General features: G+C 48.0%; 11 protein-coding genes. All 11 read left to right on the top strand.

Annotated features, from left to right (window positions below):
* Nucleotides 1-11 precede the first annotated feature (11 nt).
* The gene (locus Q0372_RS04260) at nucleotides 12-1550 is read left to right on the top strand and encodes an oligosaccharide flippase family protein (protein WP_298102981.1); all 1539 of its coding nucleotides are present in this window, start codon (nucleotides 12-14) and stop codon (nucleotides 1548-1550) included.
* Entirely contained in the window at nucleotides 1547-3169 is a 1623-nt protein-coding gene (locus tag Q0372_RS04255) for a Coenzyme F420 hydrogenase/dehydrogenase, beta subunit C-terminal domain (RefSeq protein WP_298102978.1), read from the top strand. The genes Q0372_RS04260 and Q0372_RS04255 overlap by 4 nt, the downstream gene beginning before the upstream one ends.
* Nucleotides 3166-4227 (top strand): polysaccharide pyruvyl transferase family protein, encoded by a 1062-nt coding sequence (locus Q0372_RS04250; RefSeq protein WP_298102975.1) that lies wholly within the window; start codon nucleotides 3166-3168, stop codon nucleotides 4225-4227. The genes Q0372_RS04255 and Q0372_RS04250 overlap by 4 nt, the downstream gene beginning before the upstream one ends.
* A 1-nt stretch (nucleotide 4228) precedes the next feature.
* Complete coding sequence (locus Q0372_RS04245; protein WP_298102972.1) at nucleotides 4229-5308, top strand: glycosyltransferase family 4 protein; 1080 nt, start codon at nucleotides 4229-4231, stop codon at nucleotides 5306-5308.
* The gene (locus Q0372_RS04240) at nucleotides 5308-6573 is read left to right on the top strand and encodes a glycosyltransferase (RefSeq protein ID WP_298102968.1); all 1266 of its coding nucleotides are present in this window, start codon (nucleotides 5308-5310) and stop codon (nucleotides 6571-6573) included. The genes Q0372_RS04245 and Q0372_RS04240 overlap by 1 nt, the downstream gene beginning before the upstream one ends.
* A complete protein-coding gene (locus tag Q0372_RS04235; RefSeq protein ID WP_298102965.1) occupies nucleotides 6570-7613 on the top strand; it encodes a glycosyltransferase in 1044 nt (347 codons plus the stop codon). Before Q0372_RS04240 ends, Q0372_RS04235 begins: the two co-directional genes overlap by 4 nt.
* Before the next feature lie 243 nt (nucleotides 7614-7856).
* Nucleotides 7857-8975, top strand: coding sequence for a glycosyltransferase (locus Q0372_RS04230; RefSeq protein WP_298102961.1), 1119 nt, complete (start codon nucleotides 7857-7859; stop codon nucleotides 8973-8975).
* Between the two features lie 2 nt (nucleotides 8976-8977).
* The gene (locus Q0372_RS04225) at nucleotides 8978-11722 is read left to right on the top strand and encodes an STT3 domain-containing protein (RefSeq protein ID WP_298102958.1); all 2745 of its coding nucleotides are present in this window, start codon (nucleotides 8978-8980) and stop codon (nucleotides 11720-11722) included.
* A 73-nt stretch (nucleotides 11723-11795) separates the two neighbouring features.
* On the top strand, nucleotides 11796-12923 hold the full coding sequence (locus Q0372_RS04220; RefSeq protein WP_298103027.1) for a glycosyltransferase family 4 protein: 1128 nt from the start codon (nucleotides 11796-11798) through the stop codon (nucleotides 12921-12923).
* The gene (gene pglC, locus Q0372_RS04215) at nucleotides 12916-13521 is read left to right on the top strand and encodes an undecaprenyl phosphate N,N'-diacetylbacillosamine 1-phosphate transferase (RefSeq protein WP_298102954.1); all 606 of its coding nucleotides are present in this window, start codon (nucleotides 12916-12918) and stop codon (nucleotides 13519-13521) included. Before Q0372_RS04220 ends, pglC begins: the two co-directional genes overlap by 8 nt.
* Nucleotides 13508-14107 carry a UDP-N-acetylbacillosamine N-acetyltransferase gene (gene pglD, locus Q0372_RS04210; RefSeq protein ID WP_298102951.1) on the top strand — a complete coding sequence of 200 codons (600 nt, stop codon included), beginning with the start codon at nucleotides 13508-13510 and terminating at the stop codon, nucleotides 14105-14107. Before pglC ends, pglD begins: the two co-directional genes overlap by 14 nt.
* The last annotated feature ends 55 nt before the right edge of the window (nucleotides 14108-14162 follow it).

Here is a 14162-nt window from a genome sequence, read left to right as displayed (position 1 = left end):
GGAAGCCTTGTTTGCTTAAAATTCTAAACGCCCCCGAAGCCGCGCAGCGTAAGCTCGGCGTCGTGTTATCGTATGTGAATATCTTTGTTTCTACGATACTTACTTTGGTTTATACGCCGTTTTTTCTGCGGGCGCTGGGGCAGAGCGAGTTTGGGCTGTATTCTTTAGCTAGCAGCGTTATTGGCTATTTGGCGATTTTGGATTTAGGCTTTGGCAACGCCGTGACGGTCTATACCGCCAAATACGCCTCAAGTGGCGAAGTGGAGCGCACGCATAAGCTGCACGGCACGATCTTTAGCGTGTATTTAGTGATGAGCGCGGTGATCGTGATTGCAGGAGCTGCGCTGCTAGCTAATCTGCACGCGATTTTTGGCGCTAAGCTAAGCGCTAGCGAGATGGGTGAAATTCGCATTATGCTAATGCTGCTAACTGCAAATTTAGCGATTAGCTTTCCTTTTAGCATCTATTCGTCGATCCTTACGGCGCATGAGAATTTCGTATTTATCAAGCTAATTGGGATCTTTCGTACGATCGCTCTGCCGCTAGCTGCGGTGCCTGCGCTACTTTTGGGATATAAGGCTATCGCGATCGTAATCATCGCTACGGCGGTAAATTTAATCTGCGTCGCGGCAGATTTCATCTACTGTAAGCGTAAAGTCTCGCCCGTGATAAGCGTGCGAAATTTTGACGCCTCCACGCTTAAGCAAATTTTTGGCTACTCGTTTTTTATATTTTTAGGCATCGTAGTCGATCAAGTAAACTGGAATGTCGATAATTTTATCTTAGGCGCGGTAGCAGGCGCTACGGCGGTCTCCACGTATGCCGTAGCAAGCACGATAAATGCCACTTTCGTCACGCTTTCGCTCACCATTAGCGGCGTAATGCTTCCTAAAATCGCCAAAATGGTTTCTGCCAACTCCACCGATTCCGAGCTTAGCGCGGAATTTATCAAAATAGGCAGGCTGCAATTTTACGTGATATTTTTTATCGCGTCGCTTTTGGTGATTTTTGGGCGGGAATTTATCGTGCTATGGGCTGGCGCAAATTATGAAATTTCATACGCAATCGCGCTTATTTTGGTGCTTCCAGTAAGCGTGCCGTTGATTCAAAATTTAGGCCTAGCCGTGCTTCAGGCAAAAAACAAAGTCAAATTTCGCTCAATCGCCGCGTTTTGCGTTACGCTCGTAAATATCGCTATTTCTATCCCGCTAGCTAAGGCTTACGGTGGCGTGGGCGCTGCGTGCGGCACGGCTTTTGCGATCACCTTGCTAAATATCTGCGTGATGAATATCTACTATGCTCGTGTAATCGGACTTGACATCGCTAAATTCTGGCGAAATATCGGCGCGATGGTAGTAAAATTTGCTCCCGCAATAGCAGTAAGCCTAGCGATAAATTACGCATTAGGCTTGCACGGAGTGAGCTTTTTGCTAATTTGCGGCGGGCTTTATTCGGCTATGTTTGTGCTAAGCGCGTATTTTTGGGCGATGAACGACTATGAGCGCGCGATTTTTGGTGGCATTGCAGCTAAGATAAGGAGGCGGGCTTGAGCTTTAATGTAATTAGCGAAGTAGTTACGAAAGACCGCTGTATCGGCTGCGGCGTCTGCGCGAGCAGCTGCCCTTTTAGCGTGCTAAAAATGCGGCTTGGGAGCAATGGATTTTACGCGCCCGAGGAGGGCGAAGGGTGCCGCGACAAATGCGACATCTGCCTAAAAGTCTGCCCGTTTTACGAAAAAGACACGCTTGAAAACGAGCTAAATTCTAAATCATACTCAGAGCTGGAAAGCTTTAGCCCAGATTTTGGCAGGTTTTTAGCCACTTATAAATTCTACAAAAAAGATGAAGCGCAGCGCCTAAGCAGTGCAAGCGGCGGCGCGGGAGATTATATTTTTCGCGAGCTTTTTGCGCGCGGGCTCATTGATTACGCGATTTGCGTCGTGCCCGCGGACGAAGGTGATTTTATAGCCCAAAATTCCAAGCGAGATTTTTCTGCCTGCAATAATTTAGCGCAGCCACAGAATTTGCAAAATTCCGCAACCAAAAATTCCGAACAGAATTCCACAATTCCGAATTTAACGCAGAATTTGGCGGATGATGATTCTATAAATTTTACGAGTGCGCAAAATTCTTTTTGCGGAAATTTGACGCAGAATTCCACGCAGAATTTTACAAATGAAAATTTCACGCAGAATTCTAAAGCTTCTTGTAAAAATTCCGTATCAACGCATAATTTTACTTGCGAGAATTCTAAAAACACGCGAAATTATGCGGGCGAAAATTCCGTGCCACTATTTAAATTTAGCGTGATAAAAAATGCCGATGAGCTTACTCGTGCGCGCTCGTCCGCTTACTATCCGCTCACGCTTGAAGCAGTGCTAAAGGAGATGTCGCGCCGTGAGGGTAGATACGCGATTAGCGCGCTGCCGTGTTTTGCCAAGGCCTTAAGGCTTGCTGCGAGTAAAAATCAGCGCCTTAAATCCCGCATAAGCTTTATTATTGGGCTGGTTTGCGGACAGGGCAAGGGTGCTGGTTTTACGCATAAGCTGGCAGATCTTGCGTTTAAAGAGCGTAAGCAGCTCGCGGCAGTTAATTACAGATATAAAATCGCGGGCAAAAGCGCGATGAGCTTTGGCTTTAAATTCCGCGCTGCAGACGGCAGCGAGGCAATAGATGATCGCAGTAGTAGCGCCTTTGCGTACTGGAGTTCGCGCGCTTTTACCCCACTTGCGTGCAACGCCTGCACCGACGTTTTTGCCAAATGCACCGACGTCGTGCTGATGGATGCGTGGCTGCAAAGCGAAATAAGCGAGTGGCGCGGCACATCGCTCGTAATTACGCGCGCAGCTCAGATCGACGCGCTATTTTCGCAGCCTACGAAGCAGGCACGCGAGGCGATTTTTTGCGAGCGGATATCCGCAGCAGAGGTGCAGCGCTCGCAACAAAGCCAGGTAGAGTGCAAAAACGAAATTTTCTATGGCGCGAAAAACCCGCTTAGGCGTTACATCTTGCGCCAGAAGCTTCAGATCCAGCGATATAGCGCTACGCATTTTGATTGTGATGATTTCATCTCTGCTAGGCTTAAAAAAATTGCCGCTGCGAATAAAGTGCTAGCGCTTTTGGCGCTACCAAAGATCGTGGCATATAAAATTTATAGGAAGTTTGCATGAAGATCGGGATTTTTACCCTGCCGCTAGTAAATAATTACGGCGGAATTTTACAAGCTTATGCGCTAAGCCGCGTGCTAATGGGGCTAGGGCACAAGCCACGTCTCATAAACTTGCGCCTGCAAAGAAGTAAACTATCGATTGCATATATTAAATTTTTAGTGGCGCGCGCGCTAAAAAAGGAGCTTTGCGGCGCGAAATTTAATCCCTCTTACGAGCGCGATACTAGCGAGTTTGTGGCTGAAAATATCCCTTTAACCGCGCCTGTTTGCATGCCTGCGGATTTAAAGGCGCTGTGCGAGAAAGAACGCTTTGAAGCGGTGATTTTAGGAAGCGATCAGGTTTTTCGTCCTAGCTATTTTGCGGATTTTGCAGATTGCTTTAGCCTTGGATTTTTGCCGGCTAACTGCATGCGGATCGCCTATGCTGCAAGCTTTGGTGGAGATAGGCTCTGTGGGCTGAAAAATCCCGCAGATTTAAAAGCTCACGTTGCAAATTTAGCTAAATTTAAAGCTATTTCGGTGCGCGAGCGCGACGGCGTAAAGCTTGCGCGCGAATGCTTTGGTGTAGATGCGCACTGGGTGCTAGATCCTACACTTTTGGCTAACAAAGAGATTTATGATAAATTTTTAAGCCATGTGCCGCAGCGCAAGGGCTTTGCCTATATCCTAGATCCATCGCCTCGCTCAGAAGCGGCGATAGAGCTACTAAAGAAGCAAAGCGGACTAGAGATAGATGAGGTGAACGACCGCGGCAACCGCATCGGCATAAAAGCATGGCTAAGCGCTATTGCGAGTGCGGAGTTCGTGCTAACCGACTCATTTCACGGCTGCGTATTTTCTATAATCTTTAATAAGCCGTTTTTTGTGCTTGTTAACGCTAGTCGCGGCGCGTCGCGCTTTAGCTCTCTTTTGGGCTTATTCGGGCTTGAGGATAGAGCTTTGCAAGATCCCAAAGACGCGCGCTTTAACGCTACTATCGATTGGGATGGCGTAAATGAGGCGTTGCGCCGTAAAAGAGAGGACTCGATGAAATTTTTAAAAACAAGTTTAGGCTCATAAAATGAAAATAGCTATGGTAATTTCTGCTTTAGGCAAGGGCGGTGCCGAGCGCGTGCTAAGCGTGCTGGCAAATTTTTTCTGCCGTGAGAATGAAGTCTGCGTGATAAAATTTGACGCAGATGAGCCATTTTACGCGCTGGATCCTAAGATCGAGCTTATTAGCTTGGATTTAGGAGTGGGCGATTTGGGAGTATTTGGCAATATAAAAAAGCGCTACGATAAAATTTTAGCCTTGCACAGGCTGCTAAAAAGTCGTAAATTTGACGTCGTAATCTCGTTTTTAGATAATACCAATGTCCTTACGCTTATCGCAAATCTTGGAGTTGGGCAGAAAATCATCGTCTCCGAACACACCAATCATCGCTTTTTAAAAAGTCCGATCTGGCGCGCGCTAAAGCGGATCTTTTATCCGCGAGCTGCAGCTCTTAGCGTGCTTAGTAAATTTGATCTGGATCATTACACATATGTGCAAAATCGCGTGATTATGCCTAATCCTATGTTTGAGATCAGCCATGCTAAAGACGCCCGTCCTCCTAAAGAAAATATCATCCTAGCAGCCGGCCGACTCAATGTCTATAAGGGCTTTGATGTCCTTCTTAAGGCACTTGCGCTTGTAGATTTCAATCTTTTAAAAGAGTGGAAGGTGGTGATCGCAGGCGACGGAGAGGAGCGAAAGAGCCTTGAGAGTCTAGCTGCGAAGCTGCGCTTAAATGTGCAGTTCATCGGCTTTGTACGCGATATCGAAAGCTTATATGAACGCGCTAAAATCGTAGTTGTAACCTCCAAGATGGAGGGCTTTTGCAATATTTTGATGGAGAGTATATTTTTTGGTACCGCTAGAATTTCTACAGATTGCATCGCAGGTCCTAGCGAGCTTATAAGCGACGGCGTAGATGGGTTTTTGTGCCCTGTAGGCGATAGCGCGAGTATCGCAAAAAAGCTTGAAATTCTAATGAGCGACGAGAAGCTACGCGAGCGGCTCGTGCAAAACGCCTCCAAGCGCGAGGAGAGCTTTAAAATTGAAACGATCGGGCGACGCTGGCTGGATTTCATAGCCGCTACGATACACAGGGAGGAATAATGAGCGAAAATCCCCTAATCTCGGTCATCATTCCCGTTTATAATGTCAAAGAATTCCTGCGCGCTTGCGTGGAGCGCATCACGGCTCAGACCTATACGAACTTAGAAATTTTGCTCGTAGATGATGGCTCAAATGATGGCAGCGAGGCGATTTGCGACGAATACGCCGCGCGCGATCCCCGTGTGTGTGTGCTGCATAAACCAAACGGCGGGCAGGCTAGTGCACGAAACGCCGCTTTAGATGTCGCTCACGGGGAGTTTATCAGCTTCGTAGATAGCGACGATTTGATAAGCCTTGATTTGATTGAGACGCTTTTTCGCCTGACGCAGAAATTTTGCACTAAAATCGCTATGTGCGGCTACGCGGCATTTAGCGACGAGAGCGAAATCAATAATTTCAAGGCGGCTTTAAATTCTAAAGAAAATCAAAATTCTAAAGAGATTAGCGATCCAGGAGAAGCTGCAAATTCGAATGCCAACGCAGGCGAATACAAAATATCGCCGCAAGAGCTTTTTAGACGCAGTTGCACGCAGGATCCGTATTTTAGCACCGCGGTTTGGCGCGCGCTGTTTGCTCGCGAAATTTTCACTGCTTTGCGCTTTCCTACGGGGCAGATCTATGAGGATGTGGCGATATTTTTTGATATTTTTAACGCTTCTATTACGGCGTGCACGGATGAAATTTTATATTTTTATCGCGTAAGGGCGGGCTCGACTGTAAACTCATTCGCTCGCAGGCATCTGGCGGTCATCGCTGCGGTGCGCCGCTATACTGAGGCGATCGCTGCGAATTATCCAAGCTTGGCGCGTGAGGCTAATTTCACTCGCTGCGAATCCGCGCTGAATACGGCGTTTTTAATTATCAAATCGAGCTTTGATCCTGCGGGCTTGGATGGAGATGCAACTTCTCCTTCCGAGGCTAATACGTACAGCTTGGCAAACGAAGCGGATTTGCATGGCGCTGATAGTTTATCTTGCGCATGCAATAAAAAATCTGCAGTTAAAAATTCCGTCGGGCAAAATTATATGCGGAATTCTAAGCAAAATTCTGCGTCGCAAAGAAAGACCGCAGATCCCCGCTCGCCTTTAAACGCCGCAGAAGCTGCGCAGCAGATCCGCTCACTGCACGCTTTGGTGCGCGAGCGGCTGGATTTTGGATTTTTCGCGGCGCATGCAAGTCGCACGCAGACACTGATGATGGTCTTGTTTTACGCTAGCCCCGCGCTTTTGCGGCTATTTTATAAAATTTACAAGGCGTTTAGATGAAAATTTTATTCGTCATTGCGGCTCTTAGAAACGGCGGCGCCGAGCGCGTGCTGCAGGTTTTGGCGAACCATTTTGCGCGCGCAAACGACGTTACGATCGCGATTTTGGAAAACGACGAGGGCAGGTATAAATTTAGCGAAAAGATAAAATTTTTGCATCTGGATGTTTATAAAAATGGCGGCAGGTTCGATAAATACAGAATTTTGCGCGAGTGCTTCAAGCGCGAGCGCCCAAGCGTCATCATCAGCTTTATGGACTGGACGAACGTAGCGTGCGTGATCGCAAGCTTCGGGCTAGGCATCCCGCTCATCGCGACCGAGCACAACGCGCACGATTATCTGCCAAGCGGGCTTTTTAGCCGCGTGCGCGATCTGTGCTACAAAAAAGCAGACGCACTTACGGTGCTTACGCGCTCGGACTTTGAGTACTATTCGCGATTTGTCAAAAACTGCTTTATCGTGCACAACCCCTTTTTCGGCGAGGTTGATGGCGCTAAAAGCGCCAAGCGAAACGTGATCTTAAGCGTCGGCAGGCTTGAGCCCGTCAAGGGGTATGAAATTTACTTCGACGCGCTAAGCAGGATCGATAAAAGCCTGCTTGCGAAGTGGGAAATTTTAATCGCGGGCGACGGCTCGCTGCGCGAAAGCTTGCGCGAGCTCGTGGCGCGGCTCGGGCTTGAAGTGCGATTTTTAGGGCACAAGCAGGACGTGAGCGAGCTGTATAAAGAAGCTAAAATTTTTGTGCTAAGCTCGCTTAATGAAGGGCTTTCAAACGTGTTGATCGAGTCTGCGTTTTACGGTTGCGCACGGCTTAGCAGCGACACGGCGGGCGCAAAAGAGCTCATAAAGGACGGCTTTAGCGGCATTTTGTTTAAATGCGGCGATGCGAATGGGCTTGCGAGAAAGCTTGAAAATTTAATGCGTGATGAGGCGCTGCGAGATGCTCTCGTGCAAAATGCAAATGAAAATTTAGACGATTTTTCGCAGGAGCGCATAGTCGAGCTTTGGCAGGGCTTGATAGATCGATTCGCACGCAAATAGTAGCCGCTTATCGATGCCCTAGCAGCGCGCAGGGATTAAATTTAAACTTCGGTGTGCTAAGATAGGTTCTTGCGCCCAAGCGGAGCGGCGCGTTTAAATTTGCCGCATCGCGCGATGAAATTTAGCCGCTTAGAACAGCGCAAAACGCGCTAAATTTAAACAGATTGCGCGGCGCATGCTCGCATAAAAAGGCGCGAGCAAAGCTTAAATTTATAGCGCGGCAGAAATTTAAAAGGTAAACGGATGAAGAAATTAAGCGTTTTTATATATTCGATGGGCGGCGGCGGCGCCGAGCGCGTCGTAAGCAACCTCTTAGGCGAGCTTACGGCACGCTACGAGGTGCATCTGGTGCTGATGAACGAGAGGATTTTTTATGAAATTCCAAGCGGCGTGCAGATCCATTTCATCGAAAAATCAGCCCCTTTTGAAAACGGGCTGCTGAAGCTCGCAAAGCTGCCGTTTTTGGCGCTGCGCTACAAAAAGCTATGCGAGCGCCTAGGTATCGACATCCACTTCGTTTGGATGAACCGTCCTTGTTACGTGGCGGCGCTGGCGCGAGTTTACGGATTGGGCGGAGCGATGATTTTTAACGAATGCTCGACGCCGTCGGTGCTGTATAAAGAGCCGAGCTTCAAATCTAAAATTTCAAAATTTTTGCTGCGCAAGCTCTACCCAAAGGCTGATTTTATCTTTCCGAATTCGCTCGGCAATCTGCGCGATCTGGCGGATAATTTTGGAATTGACGAGCGCAAGATGAGCGTGCTGTATAACGCGATCGATCTAGATGAGATCGGGCGCAAGGCAGAGGAGCAGGTTGCGCAGGAGCGGCCGTTTTTCCTAAGCGTCGGCAGGCTCGATGCAGGCAAAAACCACGCGCTTTTGATCCGCGCGTATGCGAATTTAAAAAATAACGACAAAGACCTGCTGATCTTAGGCGACGGCGTGCTGCGAGCCGAGCTTGAGGCTCTGATAGAGGAGCTCGGCTTGGGCGGCCGCGTGAAGCTTTTAGGCTTTGACGCAAACCCGTATAAATATATGGCCAGATGCTATGCGTTTGTCTTCGTAAGCCTTTTTGAGGGGTTTTCAAACGCGCTTATTGAAGCTCTTGCGTGCGGCAAACTCGTGATTTCAAGCGATCATCAAAGCGGCGCGCGCGAGCTTTTGGGGCAGAGTGAATGGGGCGTACTGGTGGGCGTGAACGATCTAGAAAGCACTCAAGCGGCGATGCAAAAAGCGCTGGATGATGAAAATTATGTAAAATTTTATGAGAAAAAGGCTAAAATTAGAGCCTCGTTTTTCGATAAAAAACGGATAGCAAGCGAGCTGATCGCAAAAATAGAACAAATCGACGAAGGAAAATAGGCGTGGGTGAAGAAAAAAAGGCTTTTAGCGTCAGAGAGATCGACGAAGGATCGGACGATCAAAAAGGCGCGCAATCAATGGGTGCCGACAAAGCTGCCTTAAGCGAAAATTTTGCTAGTGAGGGAAATTTTGACGCAGAGTATTCCGCAAGCGGCGGAGAGAATTTTAGCGGCGAAAATTCCGAGCTTAAGGGTAGCGAGGATACCGCGCCTCAGAGCGATAAAAATTCCGCGCACGCCGGCGTTAAAAATTTAAGCGACGATCAAACGCGCGCTGTTTCTGCAAAAATGCGAGCACAAAAAAAATCCAAAAAGACTAAAAAATCAAGCGGACCAAATTCCACCTCGGTAAATTCTGAAAATTCCGCAGGCGCAAATTCTACAAACTCAAATTTAAAGGGCGCTGCAAATTCCACGAGCAAAAATTCTACAAATAAAAATTCCGCTGGCACTGCGAACTCTACAAATAAAAATTCCGCAAAAGCCGCTAATTTGGCTAAATTTAAAAATGCGAATTCCGCAAGCGCTTTAAATTCTACAAACGGCATAAATTCTGATAATTCTAAAAACTCTACAGCAGAAAATTCCCAAAATTCTAAAAATCAGGCAGCTGGCGCGCTTCCTGCTAGGCGCAGAATTTTTGGCTTCATAAAAAATTATGAGTTTTCAAAGCATATTTTGCTGATGATTTTGTTTGCGTTTGCCTTTAGCGTGGCGTTTCGCATGTGGTGGGTGCACTGGGCGAGCGGATTTCCGAACTACTTTTTTTGGGATGGCGAGCTGATGATAAACACCAACGACGGCTACGCCTTTGCAGAGGGCGCGCGCGACCGACTCGCCGGCTTTCATCAGCCCAACGATCTTAGTTATTTTAGCGCGCCGCTTTCGATCGTGACGGCGTTTTTGGCTGAAATTTTGCCCTTTAAAATCGAGACGATCTTCGTTTATCTGCCGGCTTTGTTTAGCTCGCTCATCGTAGTGCCGATATTGCTTATCTCAAGTGAGTTTCGCTGCATGCGCGCGGGCTTCATCGGCGCGCTTGTCGCGAGCGTGGCGAATAGCTACTACAACCGCACGATGGCGGGGTATTACGACACCGATATGCTAAATATCGTGCTTGCGATGTGTATTTTGTGGGCGCTCATCCGTATCTGCACGCGCGGTTCGCGCAGCACGCTGTTTTGGCTGGGTGCGTTTACGATATTTTATATGTGGTGGTATCCCTCAAGCTTCTCGCTAAATTCCATGATGTTCGCCATGTTTTTCGCCTACACGCTGATTTTTAAGCGAAAAAGTGCGGTAAATTACGAAGCGATGATCATCTTTTTGATCGCTTTGTGCTCCACGCCGATTGCGGTAAAAATTTTAATCTCGCTTGCGCTATTTTGGCTCTTTGCGTTTAGAGGAAAGCTATTAAATTTTAAAATTTTAGCGATTATCGGCGCGCTTGCCGTAGTCTTTTTCGTCGCAAACGGAGGTCTTAGCCCGATCATCTTTCAGGCGAAATTTTATATCTTCCGTTCCTTTGCGGACAACGCCGATACGGCATTTCATTTTTTCAACGTCAATCAAACGATCCAAGAATCAGGCATCGTGCCGCCTAAGATCTTTATGGAGCGCATCAGCTCGCACGTCGCGGTTTTCGTGATCGCGGCAATCGGATATTTGCTGCTTTGCTTTAGGCATAAGGAATTTTTGCTCTCGATCCCGCTTTTGCTTTTGGGCTTTGCGGCGAACAAAGCAGGCCTCAGATTTACGATCTATGCCGTGGGTGTGATGGGACTGAGCTTCGGATATATTTTGTATTTTTGCGTAAAGCGCTTGGATCTGCCAAAGATCGCTGCACGCGCGATACTGCTTATTTTAACGGCGCTTGCCATTTACCCCGCATGGCAGCACATCGTCTCGTACAAGGTCGATACGGTCTTTTATCAAAGCGAAGTGCGGGTGCTCGATGAGCTTAAAGATAAAGCGAAGCGCGAGGATTACGCGCTTTCGTGGTGGGACTATGGATACGGCATACGCTATTACAGCGACGTAAAGACCCTTATCGACGGCGGCAAACATCTCGGCAACGATAATTTCCCCGTTAGCTTCGCGCTTTTTAAAGATCAGATGAGCTCTGCAAATATGGCGCGCCTGGATGTCGAATATACCGAGCGCGGATATAGCGAAAAAATTCCAAACAAGCTAAAGCAAATTTTAAAAGATTACAACGCGACCGACGTCAATGATTTTATCTTAAGCTTGGGACTGGCTGATTTTAAGCCGCCGAAGCCTACGCGTGACATCTATTACATCTTGCCCGATCGTATGATGAATATCTTTCCCGTCGTCACGCAGTTTTCAAACATCGACATCACCGACGGCAAGCAGCTAAGTGAGCTGTTTTTCATAACGAGCGATAGGTTCGTTCAGGATCAAAGCGGCGTGCATATGGACAACGGCTTTTCTATCTCGTCTAGCCTTTTAAATTTAGAATATAGCGGCAGAAAATTCGCGATCAATACCTTTTACGAAACGAGCTACGACGCGAACGGCAAGCTTTCGGTAAAAGAGTTTAATATGGACAGCAGCGCGCAATTTTACGTGATTTTCATGCGCGATTACGGGCGATTTTTGCTGCTAGATAAGACGATGCTAAACTCAAGCTACATTCAGCTTTTTGTATTTGAAAGATATAGGCCCGAGCTATTCGAGCCTGTGATCTTAAGCCCTGCCGTGAAAGTTTATAAATTAAAGCGCTAGATAAAATTTTGCCGCAAGCTAAGGAGAAATTTATGAAATTTAATCTCGCAACGCCAAGCAAGGAATGCAGCATATGGCTCGCATAGGGTTTTTAAGCCATGCCGATATGAGCTTACATTTCTTTCGTCGCCCGATAATGCAGGCTTTAAAAGAGCGCGGACACGAGGTTTTTGCAATCGCTCCTCGAGGTGCTTATACGCAGGATTTAGCGCGCGATTTTAATGCCATAACTTACGATCTTGATCGAGCGAGCCTGAATCCGCTTACCGTATTTAGCAACACCAAAGCCCTTGCGCGCGAGTTAAAGAGGCTAAATTTGGACCTGCTGCAAACAGCTGCGCACAAATCAAACGTGTTTGGTACGCTGGCGGCTCGAGAGGCGGGTATAAAATATGTGATAAACTTAGTCGAGGGGCTAGGCAGCTTTTATATCGACGAAGATATTAAAACAAGGCTTGTGCGAGCGGTTTTGGAGAAGCTTTATAAATTTTCATTTTCGCAGGCGGATGCTTGCGTATTTGTAAACGATGCCGATCCCGATTATATGCTATCTCGCGGGCTTATTGCGAAGCAAAAGGTCATAAGGATTAAAAGTGTAGGCGTAAATGCTGAAAGATTCAACCCCAAAATCGTTAATGCAGCGGATCTGGGCGAGGATTTGCACGGCAAAAAGATCGTACTGATGATAGCTCGCGCGATGTGGCATAAGGGCGTGAGAGAATTCTATGAAGCAGCAGAAATTTTAAAAGATCGATCGGATGCGAAATTTGTCTTCGTAGGCGAGGGCTTTGCGGGCAATAAAAGTACCGCTGATCCTGCGTTTTTGCGAAGCGGTGCGGTGCATTATCTGGGTGCCAGAAATGATGTGCCAGAGCTTTTGAAGGCTAGTTACCTGCTAGCACTTCCTAGCTACAAGGAGGGCTTTCCGCGCACGGTTTTAGAGGCGATGAGCATGGCGCGAGCTTGCGTGGTAAGCGACTGCAGCGGCTGCCTCGAAGCCGTGCAGGATGGCGTCAACGGTCTAATCTGCCGCACTCGCGACGCGAATGATCTTGCGCGAAAGATCGAAATTTTATTGGACGATGCTGCGCTTTGCGAGAGGCTCGGGCAAAACGGGCGCGAGATGGTGCTTGCAAATTACGACGAAAAAATTGTCACGGAAAAATATTTAGAGGTTTATAGGAAATTTATCGATGTATAGGTGTTTTTTAAAGCGCGCGCTTGATTTTACGGCGGCTTTGATTTTGATTATTTTGGTTTCGCCCGTGATGGCGCTTACGTGGTTTTTGATCCGCAAGCACATTAGCAAAAGCACGATTTTTACGCAATCTCGCCCGGGGTTTGATGAGCAAATTTTTAAAATTTACAAATTTAAAACGATGAGCGACGAGCGCGGCGCAGACGGCGAGCTTCTACCCGACGAAGAGCGGCTGAACGATTACGGTAAAAAGATCCGCGCGCTAAGCCTGGATGAGCTGCCGCAGCTTTTCAACGTGCTAAAGGGCGATATGAGCTTCATCGGGCCGCGACCGCTGCTAATCGAATACTTGCCGCTTTATTCGCCGCAGCAGCGCCTTAGGCACAGCGTGCGCCCGGGCATCACGGGGCTTGCGCAGGTAAACGGTCGCAACGCGATCAGCTGGGAGAAAAAATTTGAGTTCGACACGTATTACGCGCAGAATTTAAGCTTCGCGCTCGATCTTAAGATCGCGCTTTTAACGATTAAAAAAGTGCTTGCGAAAGAGGGCGTGAATAAAGAGGGCATGGCTACGACGGAGAAATTTAATGGGCACAACTAAAATTTACGTTTACGGCGCGAGCGGACACGGGCTGGTGGTCGCGGACGTCGCGCTAGCCGCACGCGGGGCTAAATTTAGCGAGGTCATTTTTTTAGACGATGCCGCGGGGCTGAAATTTAGCGAGGATCTGCCGAAACATCCCGTAATAATCGCAATCGGCGATAATAAAACCCGCGCAAAGATCCAAGAGAAGGTAGCGCGCGCAGGTTTTGAGATAGCGACGCTAATTCATCAAAGCGCCATCGTAAGCCCAAGCGCTGCTATCGGTGAGGGCACGGTCGTAATGCCAGGCGCCGTGATAAACGCGCGAGCTAAAATCGGTCGCGGCGCAATAATCAATTCTGGCGTCGTAATCGAGCATGAGTGCGAGATCGGCGAGTTTGCGCACGTTAGCCCAAACGCAGCGCTTGCGGGCGGCGTGAAAGTGGGGGCGTTTTCGCACATTGGAATCGGTGCCAGCGTCATTCAGAGGCTAAGTATCGGGCAGTGCTGCATAATCGGCGCGGGCGCTGTAGTGGTGCGCGACATAGCTAGCGACAGCGTAGCCGTAGGCGTGCCTGCTCGCGTGATTAAAAAAAATGGCTGAATTTAAAATTTATAGCATTAAAAGTGATAAAATCCGAGCATTTAAATTTTATGCC

Source organism: uncultured Campylobacter sp. (genome assembly GCF_937997405.1).
Lineage (GTDB): Bacteria > Campylobacterota > Campylobacteria > Campylobacterales > Campylobacteraceae > Campylobacter_B.
Note: the sequence above shows the minus strand (reverse complement) of the source record. Positions and strands in the feature narration are given on the sequence as shown.

Coding starts and splice junctions, on each gene's coding strand:
- Q0372_RS04250 (WP_298102975.1), top strand. CDS start 3,166: ATGAAGATCGGGATTTTTACCCTGCCGCTAGTAAATAATTACGGCGGA.
- Q0372_RS04245 (WP_298102972.1), top strand. CDS start 4,229: ATGAAAATAGCTATGGTAATTTCTGCTTTAGGCAAGGGCGGTGCCGAG.
- Q0372_RS04240 (WP_298102968.1), top strand. CDS start 5,308: ATGAGCGAAAATCCCCTAATCTCGGTCATCATTCCCGTTTATAATGTC.
- Q0372_RS04235 (WP_298102965.1), top strand. CDS start 6,570: ATGAAAATTTTATTCGTCATTGCGGCTCTTAGAAACGGCGGCGCCGAG.
- Q0372_RS04230 (WP_298102961.1), top strand. CDS start 7,857: ATGAAGAAATTAAGCGTTTTTATATATTCGATGGGCGGCGGCGGCGCC.
- Q0372_RS04220 (WP_298103027.1), top strand. CDS start 11,796: ATGGCTCGCATAGGGTTTTTAAGCCATGCCGATATGAGCTTACATTTC.
- pglC (WP_298102954.1), top strand. CDS start 12,916: ATGTATAGGTGTTTTTTAAAGCGCGCGCTTGATTTTACGGCGGCTTTG.
- pglD (WP_298102951.1), top strand. CDS start 13,508: ATGGGCACAACTAAAATTTACGTTTACGGCGCGAGCGGACACGGGCTG.